Raw genomic sequence first — 16,084 nt, forward strand, 5'->3', positions numbered from 1 at the left:
CGGCCCGGCGAAAAGCCGACAGCCCGCAGCCGACTTACCTTTCGCTCAGCCAAACCAAAGGGTTAGCCAGGCGGCATCGAACGCGTGGAGTTTGATATGCCCAGAACCCTTTTGCATGCGTTTATGGCGGCGCTATGCGCACTCACCGCTCTTCAGCCCCTCCAGGCCGAACCGGTGACCGTGGAGACGGCCCGAGGCCCGGTGAACGTTGCCGAAATCCCGAAAAAGATCGTCGTTTACGACATCGCCGCCCTCGACACGCTGACCGCTCTCGGTGTCGAAATCGCGGGAACTCCGGACAATGTCTATGTCGACTACCTCGACGAAGTCCGCGCCGCCGCCGAGCCGGTGGGAACGCTGTTCGAACCGGATTTCGAAGCCGTTTATGCGCTTCAGGCGGACCTGATCGTCACCGGAGCGCGGTCTTCGAAGCAGACGGAGGCCCTCGCCGAGCTCGCTCCAACCATCGACATGACCATTTCCGGCGACCGGCTCGTCGAACAGGCCCGGGCCCGTCTAGCGGCCTATGGCGCATTGTTCGGCAAGCAGGAGCTGGCCGCCAAGCTGGATGCGGACCTGCAGGCTTCCATCGACACCGTCAAAAACGCCGCGAAAGGCGCGGGCAAGGCTCTGATCGTTCTGACCAACGGGCCCAAGATCAGCGTTTACGGGCCCGGCTCGCGTTTCGGCTGGATGCACACGGATCTGGGCATTGAACCGGCTTCGGCGGATATCCACGCCTCCAATCATGGCGAAGCTGTCTCGTTCGAATTCATCCGCGATCTCAATCCGGATTGGCTTCTGGTCGTCGATCGCGCGTCCGCCGTCGGCGCGAATTCCGCGAGCGCGAAAGCAACGCTGGACAATCAGCTGGTCGCCGAAACAACGGCCTGGAAAAAGGGTCAGGTGATTTATCTCGATCCGGGCAGGATCTACATCTCCTCTGGAGGCTACCAGGCGCTTCAGGCAACCCTTGGCGAGCTGGCCGACGGTCTGAGCGGACAGGCCGGGAGCCAGTGACCCGAACGCGGGACCGGTCAAAACGTCTTCAGGGCGTCCCGGCAGGCCTTTTCTGGCTTGCCGGGCCGGTTCTTGCCGGATTGGTCGTCGCCAGCCTTTTGACCGGCGTTGCCGATCTCGATCTCGACGGACGGTTTTCCGGCGAGGCCGTCGAGCTGTTGCTGGTCAGCCGGCTGCCTCGTACGCTGGCAGCCCTGTTGTCCGGCGCTTCGCTCGCCGTGGCCGGGACAATCATGCAAATGCTGGCGCGCAACCGGTTTGTCGAACCCACGACGGCCGGGACCGCGGAATGCGCAGCCCTTGGCCTGCTGCTGGTCACGCTGCTTCTCCCCTCCTCCTCCCTGTTCATCAAGATGATCGTGGCAAGCGCCAGCGCCCTGGCCGGCACAGCGCTCTTCGTGACGCTGATCCGGAGGCTGCCGCCGACACAGCCGTTGATGATTCCGCTGACAGGCATCGTTTTCGGCAGTGTTGTCGGCTCTGTCGTGATGTTTATCGCCTACGAGACAGACCTTCTGCAATATGCCGGGGTCTGGATGACCGGTGAGTTCTCGGGCGTCGTCAAGGGACGCTACGAGCTCTTGTGGGGATCGGGCGCCGCTCTGGTGATCGCCTATGTCTTCGCCGACCGGTTCACGATTGCCGGTATGGGCAAGGACGTGTCCGTCAGTCTCGGCCTCAACTACCGGCAGGTCCTTTGGATCGGATTGCTGATCGTTTCGCAGATCACCGCCTTTACGGTCATCACGGTCGGCATGCTGCCTTTCGTCGGACTTGTGGTCCCGAACATCGTGCGCCGTACAATGGGCGACAACACGCGCCAGGTGCTGCCGCTGGTCGCCCTGACCGGCGGCGCGCTTGTGCTGGCCAGCGACGTGATCGGCCGCCTGATCCGCTACCCTTACGAAATCCCGGCCGCCACGATCTTCGGCGTCGCAGGCACGGCGATTTTCCTCTGGCTTCTGTTTTCCAGGCAGGCGCAGCGTGGGTAGAAAACTTCTCGCGCTCAGCCTGCTCGCCCTTTTGTCGATTGCCGCCTTCCTGTTGTTGGGCACGCGCGGCAACTGGGAATTTGCGCTGACCTTCCGCGCCGGCAAACTGATTGCCCTGATCTGCGTCGCCATTGCCGTGGCCGTCGCCACGGTCGTCTTCCAGACCTTGTGCGCCAACCGCATTCTGACGCCGTCGATCATGGGCTTCGACACGCTTTACGCCCTGTTCCAGACCCTTCTGGTGTTCCTGCTCGGCTGCCTCGGCTATGCCGGTCTCAACGCGGAACTGAAATTCCTGCTCGAGCTTCTGCTTCTGGGAGGCGGAGCCTTTCTGCTCTTCGGACTGCTGCTGGGTGAAGGCGCCCAGGATCTCTTCCGGATGCTTCTCGCCGGCGTGATCTTCGGCATCCTGTTTCGAAGCGTCGGCAACCTTCTGCAACGCCTGATCGATCCAAACGAGTTCGCGGTGGTGCAAGGGGCGCTTTTCGCCAGTTTCAACTCCGTCAACACTGGCCTGCTGCGCATGGCGGTCCCGATGGTCGTGCTCAGCACCGCTCTGGTCTGGTGGCGCCGGCACCGACTGGACGTACTGGCGCTCGGTCGAAATCATGCCATCAGTCTCGGTCTCAACCACCGCGGTGAGCTCTTCTTCTTTCTGTCGATCGTCAGCATACTTGTGGCGGTTTCGACCGCGCTGGTCGGGCCTGTGGCCTTTTTCGGCCTGTTGATCAGCGCCGCCGCCCATGAGGTGTTGCGCACCCACCGGCACAGCCTGATCCTCGTGGCTGCGAGCCTCCTGGCAATCATCGCGCTGGTCGGCGGACAGGCCGTGTTCGAACGCGTGCTTGGCATGGCCGGCACGCTGGGACTGGTCGTGGAGTTCCTGGGAGGTCTTGTTTTTCTCGCGATGATCTTCAAAAGAGGCATGGCATGATCGAAATTGACAACGTGTCCTTCCGCCATGGCGTGGCTCCGGTCCTTCAGGATGTCACCCTTTTGCTGCCGAAAGGCGGTCTCACGGCCCTTGTCGGGCCCAACGGAGCGGGAAAATCAACCCTGTTCAGCCTGATGGCCCGGTTGCTGAAACTGCAGTCCGGAGAAATCCGCTTCGACGGAATGGATGTTGCGACCACCACGTCCATGGAGCTGGCGCGCAAGATTGCCATCCTGCGCCAGGACACCCATGTCACCGCCCGTCTGACGGTGCGGGACCTGATCGGTTTCGGCCGGTTTCCCCACCACCGCGGGCGGCCCGGGCCGGACGACGAGGAAATGATCGAAAAAGGCCTGGAGCTGTTCGAGCTTTCAGGCCTGTCGGAGCGCTACATAGACGAATTGTCCGGCGGCCAGCGGCAACGCGCGCTCGTGGCCATGGCCTACGTGCAGGACACGGATTATCTCCTGCTCGACGAGCCGCTGAACAACCTCGACATGCATTTCGCCAGAACCCTGATGAAGCAGCTGCGCTACCTTGCGGACCGGTACGGGAAAACGATTGTCGTCGTCCTTCACGACATCAACTACGCCGCCGCATACGCGGACCGGATCGTCGCCCTGAAAGACGGCCGGCTGTCCGCGCAAGGGACGCCCGAAGAGATCATGACGGCGGACTGTCTGGGCGCGCTTTTTGACATGGAGATCGTCATTGAAACCGTCCGCGGCCGGCGGATCGCGTTGCATCACGCCGGCTAGATACGGAGCCTCCTTCAGGAGACCGTCTGCCACTGCAGCTTCAGCTTCTCCCGCCACGCGAAACGCTCCAGATGATCGTCGATCACGGCTTTCGCCCGATCCAGGTCCGATTGTTCCTCGGATTCGCACCGGATTGTCAGCCTGTCTCCCTCGGCCTCCATGGAACAGAAACCGAAGGGAAAATTCACTTCGCCCCGGCTGGCGTCCCACTCGGCCGGAACCTTGTGGGCAAAATGCTTGCACAACTGCTGCAGATATTTCGAGGCTGCGGCGGTTTGCGCCGTCGTGGTGACAATGATCATTGGCCCTGGCTTTCTTGTTTCGCTGGGTTCTTGAATCGGGAAAAAGCTGAAAGGGAACCGGATGAACCGGTTCCCTCTGCGCATGTCTTCAGAATTTTGCGGTTGCCGTCAGATAGAAGCTCCGGCCCGGAGAGTTTACCGGCGTAACCCTGGAAGTCATGGGATAGCTGGAACGGCTGTAATAGGTCTCGTCGAACAGATTGTTGACCTCGCCGCGCAGGGTAAAATCGGTCATTCCGAATTTCGGCGCCCACTCGGCGAATATGTTGACCACCTCATAACCGGGCAAAGGGTTCTCGAAACCGTTGTCCTCCAGATCCTGGTCGGAGTAGTCGAAGGCGATTTCCGCGTTCGCTCCGAGCGTCAGATCCCAGTTCTGGAACGTGTAACCTGCTCCGAGCGAGAGCATGTCCCCGACCGGAACGGCCGAATTGATGTCGCCATAGAGCGCGCTCCGGTCACCGTATTCGACATCCGTGTGGGTGTAGGCCACGGAGACATAGGCCATATCCCAATCGTACCGGGCCGAGAGATCGACGCCTTTCGAAATCAGCTCGTCGCCGTTGACGCGGGAGCTGATCCCGTAGTCGAAATCGATCGTGTTGAACATGTGAATGTAAAACAGATCGGCGCCAAGCGTCAGGCCATGGTTCTGGTAGGTGAGACCGATCTTGGCGTTATGGGCGGTCGTCGGATCGAGATCGTCGGAATACACATAGTCCCGGGCATGGTAAAGCGCGGCCTCGGACTGCTCGATCCCCCCGAAGACATAGGCATATCCGGCATTCGCCGTAAGGCCTTCGAAGACCTCGTAACCGACGTTGATATTGGGCGAAAGGCCGAAGTTGTTGAAGGTCTGGTCATCGACCGCACGATAGCTCTGGAAATCGGCGCGCAGACCAGTCGATACATCCAGCCGCTCGAGCGGCGTGAGGCGCGCCTGCATGTATCCGCCGACATTAAAGATGGTTTCATCCGCATCGGTGGCAAACCAGAAACGTTCGATATCGACATGGTCGCGGTAGAAATCGACACCCGCCGTGACCGTTCCCATATCGAAGTGAAACCGGTTCTGAACATGACCGCCAAAGGACTGAAGATCGGAGTTGAAGTCACCGCTCGCTCGCGTGTAATGCGGCTGGCTCGGGCGGTCGAGCTGGTTGCGGTTATAATAAAGCAACACTTCCGGATCGAAATTCCCTTCCGCGCCCTCGAGAGTGTATTTGAACGTCAGGGTCGTGCGCTGATAAAGGTTGTCGTTGAAGTCGTCGCTGACGAAACCCATGTTCGCGCGCAAGCGACGGTATCCGTTGTCGCGGTAATATTCGCCCGAAACCTCGAAGCGGTGGCCTTCCTGGCTTTGATAGGCCAGCTTGGCGAGACCGTTCCAGAGATCCGTCGCGGTCCCGAGTTCCGTGCTGCCGTCCCCGTCATCGTAGTCCTGACCTTCCGCTCGCGTCAGCGCACCCAGATACTCGAACCCTTCGACGGTGCCATAGCCGGCACCCGTTCCGGTCAAGGTCATGGAGTTCGTGTCGTACCCCAAGGACACCAGCGCGCCCATCTGCTGCCCGTTTCGCAACAGGTCCCTTGCATCGGCGGTCTCGAAATTGGCAGTGCCACCCAATGCGCCCGGACCGTCGTCGGACGGCGCGACGCCGTCATTGATCTCGACCGCCTTCAGAAACAGGGGATTGATCCCCAGATCGCCGTTATGGTGCCAGAGATTGTTCTTCTGACGCGCTCCATCGACGGTTACGTTGAGTTTCGACTGATCGATACCGTGAACGTAGAATTTCTGAGAAGCCGGAGAGCCGCCCGCCGTCGTCACTGCCGGATTGGCCTGAAAGAGCTGCTTCAGATCGGCCGGCTGCCGCTCCTCGATCTCTTCCCGTGAAATGTCGATACTGCTTTCAAGCGTTTGAAACTTATCGGCTTCAGTGTCCTGAACGACAACCGTGTTAAGCTGTTGCACCACTTGCGCCTGCGCCGTGGCCGCCATGAGGGAAAGACCGCTGGCCGAGGCCAGAACCACTGCCTTCTGTTTCATTCCACGCTTCATTTTATAACCCCGCCCCGAGCCGGCCCACCACCGCCGGAAGAGGCGCGCTGACACGGCTTAAACTTGACTTAAATTCTCATATATTTGATAAGGGGGTTGAAGGAATGGAACAATTCCGAATGAGTTTGTCAGTCACCCAAACTTGTTTGCGAAATCCGGCCGCATGCCGGAGTGACCCTTTTCTTAAGAGTTGCTCAGTCAGGACGGCAGGTAGAGCCCCTACGGTTTCCCTTAATCCAGAACTCTGAGAGCAATCGCCGAAATGTTTGTCTCAACCGACTATCACAAGCATTACGTCACCAAGAAAGATCTCATGTCGTCGGCCGAAGCAGGCCGGACACACTGGGTTGGACCGGAACTCGGAACAGGAGATCAGGTCCTGCGCGGCGCAATCGATTTCATGACGATCGAGAAGGGACTGTCTGTCCATTATTCGAATGCCGAAGACCTTCACGACCTCAAAATCGAAACGCAATTCGGCCCCCGGCTGAGCGTTTCGCTGTTTCTGGAAGGTCAGGTGGAAGCATCGGTCGGTTCATTCCGAATTCCGATGCCCCACTACGACGGCGAAGCCCGCCGTTGGGTGCCCGTCGCAACGGCTTATTCTCAAAGCCGCGTCGAGACCTTCGTTCGGCAGGCGCGCAAGGGCGTAAGGTTCAAGAAGGTGACCATCTCGATCTCGAAAGCATGGCTGTTTTCCCACCTGGATGTGACCGACCCGGCTTTTGGCGCGATCAAGTCCTTTACCGAGAACCATCTCTCCAACTTCGACTGGCTTCCGAGCGCGCACGCCGTCACGCTTGCCGAACAGATTATCGCGGCGCCTGTGAAATCGCCCTTCCAGTACAGGCTTTATGTCGCCGCGCGCGTATTCGGTCTTCTTGAAGAGGCCTTCCGCCAGTTTTCCGGACACGGCACCGAGGTTGAAGCCGCTGCCCCGATGGAACAGGACAGGCAAAAACTGCAGGCGATCGAACATTATCTGAGCGGCAGAAAGGGTGGTTGGGTCACCGCCGAGGAAATGTCCCGCGAAGTCGGCATGAGCCAGAACTCGCTTCAGCGGCTCCTGTCGCGCAGCTACGGCCTTTCCACGTCCCGCTTCATCCGGCGGTTCATGCTGGAAAGAGCCCGGGAGATCCTGGAACGCGACGGCGCGACGATCTCGGATGCCGCCCATCTCGCCGGCTATTCCAGCCCGGCCAATTTCGCCACCGCCTTCAAACGGGAATTCGGACTGTCTCCGAAACAGGTCGTCTGAGACCGGGTTTGGTCGCAGCGCAAAGAGCCCGCCCAAAAGAAAAAGGCCCGCCAAGCGGCGAGCCTTTCCGAAAAATCCATATTCGGCGGCAGTTACCGCGAATAGAACTCGACCACCAGGTTCGGCTCCATCTGCACCGGATAAGGCACATCGGAGAAAGCCGGAACGCGGGCGTAGGTCGCGGTCATCTTGTTGTGGTCGGCGTCGACATAGTCCGGAACGTCGCGTTCCGCGGACTGGACCGCTTCCAGAACGAGTGCAAGCTGCTTGGAGCGCTCACGCACTTCGATAACGTCGCCCGGACGCAGCTGATAGCTCGGGATGTTGACGCGCTTGCCGTTGACCTTGACGTGGCCGTGGTTGATGAACTGGCGCGCGGCGAAGACGGTCGGCACGAATTTGGCGCGGTACACGACCGCGTCCAGACGGCGCTCCAGAAGACCGATCAGGTTTTCCGAGGTATCGCCCTTCAGACGCGATGCTTCGGCATAGACCTTGCGGAACTGCTTTTCGGAAATGTTGCCGTAGTAGCCTTTCAGCTTCTGCTTGGCGCGGAGCTGAACACCGAAGTCGGACAGCTTGCCGCGGCGGCGCTGGCCGTGCTGACCCGGGCCGTATTCACGCTTGTTGGCCGGGCTCTTCGGACGACCCCAGATGTTTTCGCCCATCCGGCGGTCGATTTTGTATTTAACGCTATGGCGCTTCGACATCGCGGTTTCCTTTGGTTCGCGTTGTTCTTCTAAAAAGGAAACGCGCCCTCCTTTATCCTGACGGCCCTCAAAGGGTCGATCGGATCGACAGGGATCCAGCTAGACGGCGCCGGCCGGACACCCACGGGTGCGTACATCCGGAAGGCCGATGCCCGCCGGATCGCGCGGACATACAAGCTCCCTCCCCCATTGTCAATGCAATGCACCGCAACAAGCGGGACAGCGGAGAGATTTTCAGAACCTTTCCGCCTGCAGCCGCAGACCGAAACCGGCAAGCAGGCGTTCCAGCCCCGGGTCCCGCGGCCTGGAGGTGAACACCGCACGGTCCGGCTCGCGCGACGGGGCCGTAGCCGTACGGTCTCCCAGAACCCGCACAAGCTGCCTGGCGATCGCTTCCGCCGGGTCGAGCCAGTCGACAGGCCAAGGCGCAATCTTGCGGAAGCGGTTCGCGAGGAACGGATAATGGGTGCAGGCCAGCACAACGATGTCCGTGCGCCTGCCGTCGCGTTGCAGAAAACAATCGGCAATCTCGACACGAAGCGCCTCGTCGGACACCCCTTCGCCGCGCAAATGCCGTTCGGCCAGCTCCGCCAGAACGTCCGAGCCGACAAGGCGTACATGGCACTGGCTGGCGAAACTTTCGATCAGGCCCTTGGTATAGGCCCGACGCACGGTACCGGGTGTCGCCAGCACCGAAACAAGCCCTGAGGAGGTGCGTTCCGCCGCCGGCTTGATCGCCGGGACGGTACCAACGATGGGGACGGACGGATGCGCCTGGCGCAATGCGTCCCCCGCAAGGGTGAACGCGGTGTTGCAGGCAATCACCACCGCTTTGGGACGATGCACGGAAAGGAGTTCGCCAAACAGCGACAGGATACGCGCCTTCAACTCCTCCTCCGGCCATCGGCCGATCGGAAAGGCGGCATCGTCGGCCACATAAAGCAGTTCCTCGTATGGAAGAAGGTACCGTGCCTCGCGCAGAACCGTCAGCCCGCCGAGCCCGGAATCGAAAATCAGAACCGGCCCACTCTCAGCCATCTCATGCCTTTCGCGTCCTATTCCCGAACCAGTCCTCAGACTTTGAAACCGGACCTACAAACTTGCGAACCCGAATCCTTTGCCATGGGGAAAGGCTTAGGGTCAGGGCGAGACCTGGACCGGGACAAACATCATGACCCGCACGGCAATGCCTACTCCCCGTCCCCACTCTTGTCCTTGCGCGGCCGCGTTTCGCGCTTTTCCAGGGAGGCGACGACGCCGCGCAGGGCGCGGACCTCCTGATCCGTCAGCTCCGCCTTTTGAAAGATGTTGCGCAAGGTCCTGACCATATGCGGCCGCCGTTCGGGAGGGCGGAAGAATGTGGCGGCGTCCAGCGCTCCCTCCAGATGCTCGAAGAACCGCAAGACGTCCTCCTTCTTCGCCGGCGGATGCTCCTCTTCCGACAGAATGAAGGGCAACGCGCCGGAGGTCGCCGTCTTGCGCCATTCATAGGCGCAGACCAGAACCGCCTGAGCGATATTCAGCGACGCAAAATCCGGGTCGACCGGCAGGGTGACGATCTCGTCGGCCAACGCGACTTCCTCATTGTTGAGGCCCCAGCGCTCGCGGCCGAACAGGTAGCCGGTGGCCTGGCCCTTGTCGCCGAGTTCCACGGCCTTTTGCGCGGCCTCGTCCGGACCGCGCACGGGCTTGGGAACCTCCCGGGAGCGCGCCGTGGTGGCGTAGACGAATTGCAGGTCGGCGATGGCGGCCTCGACGCTGTCGAACACCTGGACCGCATCGATGACGTGATCGGCCCGGCTCGCCGCGGCCCGTGCCTTCTCGCTCGGCCAGCCGTCACGCGGGTTGACGATCCTGAGATCCACCAGGCCGAAATTCGCCATTGCGCGTGCCGCCGTACCGATATTTTCGCCAAGCTGCGGTTCGCACAGGATCACCGCCGGCGGTTTTGCCGTCACCGCACGGGCCTCGTCTCTGATCTTTGCGTTCTTGCTCATGGATCGGGGATTTAGCGGTTTCCGGCGAGAATGGGAAGATCGCCATGCCTGAATTCAACGATCCGGTCTCCGGCCGAAAACAAAATGACCCGAACTGCGAAGTCCGGATCATTCAGATTGCTGACAAACCTCACGTAGTCATTCCGGCCAGCGTGCCGCGAAGCGGTGTCGCGTAAGCCGGAACCCAGCTGACAAGAGCGAACTTCAGCGAGCACCTTCTCTCATATCCAGCTGATGTAATTTGGGTATCGAGCGCCTTTGGCGCAGAAGATTTCTGGTTTCCGGATCTGCGCGCAGCTCCGCTGCACTTGTCCGCAATGACCGTTTGAGAGTTTGTCAGGAGCGTGAGTGACCCGGGCCGCGAGGTCCGGGTCATTGCGATACGGGTTGACGGATTAAGCCGTAAACAGGTCGCCCGTCATGTTGAACCGCGCCAGAAGCGGATCGTGATCGCTTGCGTTGTTGTCCGGGAAACCGAAGTCAAGATTGACATGGACTGCATCGATTTCCGCGGCCGCCAACAGGGCGTCGTTCACCAGGATATGGTCGAGCATCTGCGAGTTGCCGTTGAAGATGAAGCTGTACTGGTCCTCCAGCTCCAGGAAATCCACCAGGTTGATCAGCTCCGCCGTATCGTCTCCGCCGTTGGCAAGAGCATCGAGCGTATCCGAGAACTGGAAGTCGTTCATGTCGCCGAGGACGATGACATTGTTGCCGTCGGCGATTTCCCCTTCGACAAAGGCGTTGATGACCGTAGCCTGATCGACACGCTGGTCGAGCGTCACCTGGACCGGAGGCTGATTTTCGCCGAAAAGGCCATCGTCCTGGGACTTGGACTTCAGGTGGTTGCCGACGATCGTCACCGTCTCACCGGTAAGGTTGAAGGTGAAGTCGCCGACAAGCGGCTTCCGGGTGCCTTCGTAAGCGGCTTCCGCCGCGGTTCCATCGCCGCCTTCCTCGAATGCGCTGTCCTCGATCTTGCCGAGGGACGCCGGATCGAGCGTGACCCGAGCCGGATTGTAGAGGAAGGCATTCTGGATATTGGCGCCCGGTTGGCCACCGTCGGCCCCGTCGACCGGATCGATGGAGGCGAAGGCATACTGAGGCCCGCCGGCGATGGCAATCGCGTCCACCAGTTCCTGCAGGGTTTGCGAGGCGTTGGTGACACCGTCGTCGGTCGCACCGCTGTTGTCCTGGATTTCCTGCAGCGCGATGACGTCCGGGGCGTTGAGGTTCCGGACGATGGTCTGGGCCAGCATGTCCAGACGGTCGACTTCCGCATCTGACGGATTGCCTGTGTCCGGGTTCAGGTTCAAGGTGTTGACGGTCGCCACCGTCATGTGTGTGAGGTCACCGTAGAGCGCGCTGGTTTCCTGCTCACGCCCGCCGGAAACGACTTCCACGTCCTCGACCAGCTGCAGCTTGTAGGCGCCGAAGGTGTAATCCATCACGCCGACCGGGTTCGCTGCGAAGGTGTCGCCGGTGAAGGCGAACGGCGCATCGACGAGAGCATCGTCGGTGAGCAGGATCTCCGGATTGAAGTCGCCTTCGGAGACAACCGCGTTCTTGTTGCCTTCCGTCCCGCTTTCATCGCCACGGCCTGCCGCCAGGGTGACTTCGCCGAACCGGTTGGTGCCGGCGACAACCAGAGGATTGTCGACCTCCACCAGCATGCCTTCCAGGCTTTCCAGGAAGTCGATGGCATCGGTTTCCGGATCGAAGCTGGCCAGGCCGTCGTCGTCGATAACGTCGGTCGGCTGGATGCGGTCGACACCGAGAACCACCGCGTCCGGCAGGGCATTGCCGGTAGAAAGAACGCTCACACCGGTCATCGAGATCTCGGTCAGAGAAAGCGCCGGTTCGAACTGATACTCCACGACCGATCCGTCAACCTGGACTTCATGGCCGACGGCAAGCCCGCTTGCGGACCCGTAGACGAAGACACCGTCGGAGGTGGCGATGTCGCCATCGCCTTCCGCGTCCTGGATATAGAAGCCGTTCGCTGCTATGGCCGTCACGATACCGGTGGTCCGGACTGTCTCGCCTTCATAACCGGAGCGATGTCCAGCACCCTGGATGTCGTAGATCGCGACTTCCGCCGGTCCGCTGACGATTCCGTTGGCAGACGTCGGTGTGTTGACCGCGGGATCGTTGTTGAAGTCCAGCAACGCCCAGTCGTCAGCCGTGTCGGTGTCGACCCCGTCTTCCACGCGCACAACCCCGGCCGGAAGGAAGGATCCGTCAGGACCAACCACCGGTGCGTCGAAATGGAAGAACTCGGCGGTTTCTCCGTCGGAAACCCCCACGGTGTCGAGAACCACCTCGGCACCGCTCACCGCCGATCCCGTCAGGCTGGCGGTTTCGACAAGGGCAAGCGTATAGGAGCTGTTCTCGACGAACCCGTCGGCCAGCAGAGCGTCCGGCGTTACGCTGTAGGTCGCCTGCGCGGTGCTGTTCGCTACCAGATAGAAGCCGTTATCGCCGATGACCGCGTCATCCGCGAAATCGAACTGCCGGTCGATCGAACCGTTGCTCGACTGATCGTCGCTCTCCACGACGATGAGGCTCAGGCCGGCAAGAGACTTGCCCGGGGTGCCGTACAGTTCGATATATTCGCTGTCGGCACCTGTTGTGCTGCCCAGAACTTCGTTGATAACGAGAACGTCTTCCGCTTCCGGCAGAACATCGTCTTCGCGGAAGTTGAGGTTCTGGATGCGTCCGTCTTCGCCGAGGCCCGTGTCTTCCTCGTCGTAGGCCGTGTCGGCCGTGGCGAAGTTGTCGGCCAGGTATTCGGCGAGCGCGTCCTGTTCGGTGCCGTCGTCGGCAAAGGTTGCGTCGCCGGTGGCGACCCCTTCCTGAACCAGCGGCGTGGCGTTGACACGGGCGATCACGTCCGGATCGCCGAGTTCGCCCGCATCCGGGTCTTCGTTCAGGTTCGGGAACGGATAGCCGTCGCCACCGCCGATGAAGTTGCCGTCTTCGTCAAAGCGCGATGCCGCCAGGAAGTCGAGGGTCACGACCCGGAACGTCGCGTCAGCGTCGCCCGCGATCTCGCCGTCGCGCACCAGTTCGGCAATCAGGTTGCCGTCATCGTCGAAGATGCCCGCGTTGACGATACGAGCCCCTTCCGGCAGGTCCGGGTCGTAGGACAGTTTCACGCCCGAGATCTGCGGGAACCGGCCCGAGACGCCCGGAACCGCGCTGACGCCGTGCTCCAGCAGGGCGACGATTTCCGTCTTCGTCAGTGTCAGCAGGGTCAGGCCGTTGTTGAAGGCCAGCGTGGTCTTGATATCGTTCTCGGAGATGCCGCCCTCGGGCTTCACCACATTGCCGTCACCGTCGACAACCTCTTCGTTCGGCAGGCGTTCGGCTTCGGAACCGCCCGGAGGAACGACGGTCTGTCCGATGGAGGCGCGGATGCCGCCGCCGTTCTTGATCGAGATCACGACTTCCGCGTCGCCTTCGAAGAACTCGTCGGCGTATTCGCGGTTGGCATCGGCGGTCAGGTTGCCGAGGTTGGTTTCCTGGGTCCGCACGCCATCCGGATCACCCGCATCGCCGGAGCCGGAGCGGTTGCCGTTCAGGAACACGTTGGAAACGCCGAAGACGTTCGATTCCGTTTCCACGATCTCGTCCTGGATCGCATCCACGATCGCCTGGATTTCCGGATCGATCAGGCCTTCGGCATCGAGATCCGCCACGCCCTGGTCGTCGGTGGCATAGGCGCCGGAGACCTCCGCATCGTAACTGTCGGCGATGATGTTGCCGTCGGCGTCGAAGTCGATGACCAGGCGGCCGACATATTTGTAGCTGCCGTCGGTGTTGACCACCGCGGTAGCCGTGCCGCCCGCGTTGGTGACGAAGGTCGGATATTCGCCCTGGTCGCTGTCGCCGTCTCGGGCGCGATCGTTGTCGTCGAACAGGCGGGTGTTTGAGCCGCCGGCGACGATGATGTCGACATTCTCAAGGCGCTCGGCCAGAGCCAGCTCGATATCGATCTGCTGCATGTGGGCGAGCAGGATGATCTTGTTCATCCCGGGGTTCGCCGCAAGCAGGGCGTCAACTTCCGTCTGGATGATGGCGGCCAGATCGTCGAGCTCTTCGCTCGTCGGGGTGGAGCCCGCCCAGACCGGCGAGATGCCGAGCGTGCCCGGGCTGGAGATGGAGCCGAGCGTCGGGGTGGTCGCGCCGACGATGCCGATCAGCTCGCCGTTGACGTCGATCACGGTGGAGGAGCTGACCGCGTTGCCCTGCGGCGCCTGGCCGCCGTCGACTTCCAGAGGCGCCAGGTTGGCGTCGGTGGAGTAGTCCAGGTTGGTGGACAGATACGGCATGTCCGTGCCGGTAAAGTCCAGGCCGTCGAGCGCGGTGCCGGAGAGCGCACTGAAGTCGCCCGCGGCGTCGCCGCTGATCAGACCGGCGAGTTCCGCGGTGCCGAAATCGAACTCATGGTTGCCGAGCGCGATTGCCTGAACGCCGAGTTCATTCTGGATCTGGATGTCGGCGATGCCGCCGGAACCGAACACGGCCTCGGAGGCATCGTAGAAGAGACCCGGAATGAAGGCGTCGCCGGAGGACAGCGTCAGCGTGTTGTCGGCAACCCCGTCGTCGCCGAGGTCTTCGCCGCGCAGGGCGTTCAGGACCGCCGACAGGTTCGGAGCATCCTCAATCGCCCCGAGAGCCGCTTCCTGATCTGTGAAGTGCAGAAGCTCGAGCGTGAAGGTCTCCGGCTCGACAAGACTGATCGTCTGGTCCTTGAACTGCAGGTATTCGACATTGACCAGTGTGTCTTTGCCGTCCCTCCGGCCCCAGCGCAGGTCTGTAACCGTTACCTCGTCGCCATCGCGATCGATCTCATAGTCCGACAGATAACCTGAAAAGACAGCCGTGTCCTCGCCATCGCCGCCATAGATAAAATCTTTGCCCCTGCCGCCCTTGATGGTGTCATCACCGGCGCCGGCGAAGATCTTGTCGTTGCCGTTCTTGCCTCGGATGTAGTCGTCGCCGCTAAAACCGAGGATGATATTGTCTCTGCTATTGCCCTTCAGCGTATCGTCGCCCGGTGTACCGATCACCAGATTGCCGAAGCTGAAACCCTTGTGGAAGAAACCGAACAGTCCGGATTTTTCGTGACCGAAACCGCCGAGGTCGAATCCGGATTTTTGAAAGCTGAAGCCTTGCAGGTTGGCGCTGAGCTTCTCGATGGCTTCGTCGAGGCCATGCGACTTTTCAGAAAAAATCGTGTTCTTGATTGGTGTGAGTCCACGAAGAAAATTTGAGCTGGAATGAAAACCCATGTCGGTTCCTTACCTTTGGTCCTTGCATCACCCGACACTGCCCCCCTTCGCCAGAGCCCTCCCGGACCCGCGCATGCTTTGCCAGCGTAAGAAGTTGAACGTCAGAATGACTAAAACTGATGACAGCCTCGAAAAATTGCGTAGGTGCGCGTAGCTAGCAGCGGCATTTAACAGATTAATGAATGGTTAAATAAGCAAATCAAAGTGTATAAAGAATATATAGACAGCTAATTTAATTCGCCTTTTAAATCCAATATTTGAGATCAATGAGTTGATTTAAATTTATTTCATTAATCACAATTGATTTTTACATGAAAAATAAAAACAAAACTTGGAATGAGCCAAAATATTTCCCTGTATTTCGGCCGGAGCTTAGAGTTCCCAAGCAGCAACAAGGGAAGAGGAAGCACCGACGGCAGGTTGAACGAACGATCTGGCCTCCGAATATATTTCCAAACATTTCCAACGCGGCGAAGGAATCCTCCTTCACCCTGGCTCTGCCGGGTCTGACGAAACAATCGGCCTCGTCTTGTTTTACGAAACCTGAAGAAAGCGCACGGGGTGCACAGCCGAATGCCTATGCCACAAACCTGTTTGCATGCGTCCCGTGACTTCGACGCCTTCATCAGGACCTGAGCCACATAGCCCTCAACACCTTCAACGAATTGGTCCACACCTGCGCGAAAGCATTCGATAATCCGGCAGCAACGGATTTCGATTAACCGTCCTCCCGATTGCCTTTTCCGACACCTTT

12 protein-coding genes are annotated in these 16,084 nt (G+C 60.3%); 6 read left to right on the top strand and 6 right to left on the bottom strand.

Annotated features, from left to right (window positions below):
• The first annotated feature begins 96 nt into the window (after window positions 1–96).
• The 4 genes from JF539_RS13325 to JF539_RS13340 are packed head-to-tail and all read left to right on the top strand — an operon-like array spanning window position 97 to window position 3,704.
• Window positions 97–1,020, top strand: a complete 924-nt coding sequence (locus tag JF539_RS13325; RefSeq protein ID WP_236042484.1) for a siderophore ABC transporter substrate-binding protein — start codon at window positions 97–99, stop codon at window positions 1,018–1,020.
• Complete coding sequence (locus tag JF539_RS13330; protein WP_328809249.1) at window positions 1,017–2,012, top strand: ABC transporter permease; 996 nt, start codon at window positions 1,017–1,019, stop codon at window positions 2,010–2,012. The genes JF539_RS13325 and JF539_RS13330 overlap by 4 nt, the downstream gene beginning before the upstream one ends.
• Complete coding sequence (locus JF539_RS13335; RefSeq protein WP_207141161.1) at window positions 2,005–2,946, top strand: iron chelate uptake ABC transporter family permease subunit; 942 nt, start codon at window positions 2,005–2,007, stop codon at window positions 2,944–2,946. The genes JF539_RS13330 and JF539_RS13335 overlap by 8 nt, the downstream gene beginning before the upstream one ends.
• The gene (locus tag JF539_RS13340; protein ID WP_207141162.1) at window positions 2,943–3,704 is read left to right on the top strand and encodes an ABC transporter ATP-binding protein; all 762 of its coding nucleotides are present in this window, start codon (window positions 2,943–2,945) and stop codon (window positions 3,702–3,704) included. The genes JF539_RS13335 and JF539_RS13340 overlap by 4 nt, the downstream gene beginning before the upstream one ends.
• 14 nt (window positions 3,705–3,718) lie before the next feature.
• On the opposite strand, the gene JF539_RS13345 is transcribed toward JF539_RS13340, so the two are convergent.
• Together JF539_RS13345 and JF539_RS13350 are read right to left on the bottom strand one after the other, a co-directional pair.
• Window positions 3,719–4,006 carry a DUF2218 domain-containing protein gene (locus JF539_RS13345; RefSeq protein ID WP_207141163.1) on the bottom strand — a complete coding sequence of 96 codons (288 nt, stop codon included), beginning with the start codon at window positions 4,004–4,006 and terminating at the stop codon, window positions 3,719–3,721.
• An 88-nt stretch (window positions 4,007–4,094) separates the two neighbouring features.
• On the bottom strand, window positions 4,095–6,056 hold the full coding sequence (locus tag JF539_RS13350) for a TonB-dependent receptor domain-containing protein (protein ID WP_209017273.1): 1,962 nt from the start codon (window positions 6,054–6,056) through the stop codon (window positions 4,095–4,097).
• A 274-nt stretch (window positions 6,057–6,330) separates the two neighbouring features.
• Here JF539_RS13350 and JF539_RS13355 point away from each other — a divergent pair, with 274 nt between their 5' ends.
• Entirely contained in the window at window positions 6,331–7,326 is a 996-nt protein-coding gene (locus JF539_RS13355; RefSeq protein ID WP_207141165.1) for a helix-turn-helix domain-containing protein, read from the top strand.
• 92 nt (window positions 7,327–7,418) lie between these two features.
• On the opposite strand, the gene rpsD is transcribed toward JF539_RS13355, so the two are convergent.
• The 3 genes from rpsD to JF539_RS13370 all read right to left on the bottom strand — a co-directional run bounded on the left by rpsD (window position 7,419) and on the right by JF539_RS13370 (window position 10,033).
• Window positions 7,419–8,036, bottom strand: coding sequence for a 30S ribosomal protein S4 (gene rpsD / locus JF539_RS13360; RefSeq protein WP_207141166.1), 618 nt, complete (start codon window positions 8,034–8,036; stop codon window positions 7,419–7,421).
• Between the two features lie 234 nt (window positions 8,037–8,270).
• Window positions 8,271–9,074 (bottom strand): glutamate racemase, encoded by an 804-nt coding sequence (murI, locus tag JF539_RS13365; RefSeq protein WP_207141167.1) that lies wholly within the window; start codon window positions 9,072–9,074, stop codon window positions 8,271–8,273.
• A 152-nt stretch (window positions 9,075–9,226) separates the two neighbouring features.
• Window positions 9,227–10,033: an RNA methyltransferase gene (locus tag JF539_RS13370; RefSeq protein WP_207141168.1), complete on the bottom strand. Its 807-nt coding sequence runs from the start codon at window positions 10,031–10,033 to the stop codon at window positions 9,227–9,229.
• 44 nt (window positions 10,034–10,077) lie between these two features.
• Here JF539_RS13370 and JF539_RS27910 point away from each other — a divergent pair, with 44 nt between their 5' ends.
• Window positions 10,078–10,209 carry a hypothetical protein gene (locus JF539_RS27910; RefSeq protein ID WP_268957554.1) on the top strand — a complete coding sequence of 44 codons (132 nt, stop codon included), beginning with the start codon at window positions 10,078–10,080 and terminating at the stop codon, window positions 10,207–10,209.
• Window positions 10,210–10,428: 219 nt separating this feature from the next.
• Here JF539_RS27910 and JF539_RS13375 read toward each other — a convergent pair whose 3' ends face one another.
• On the bottom strand, window positions 10,429–15,330 hold the full coding sequence (locus tag JF539_RS13375; protein ID WP_207141169.1) for a 5'-nucleotidase C-terminal domain-containing protein: 4,902 nt from the start codon (window positions 15,328–15,330) through the stop codon (window positions 10,429–10,431).
• Window positions 15,331–16,084 lie beyond the last annotated feature (754 nt).

The organism is Roseibium aggregatum (assembly GCF_017309185.1).
GTDB classification, from domain to species: Bacteria; Pseudomonadota; Alphaproteobacteria; order Rhizobiales; family Stappiaceae; genus Roseibium; species Roseibium aggregatum_B.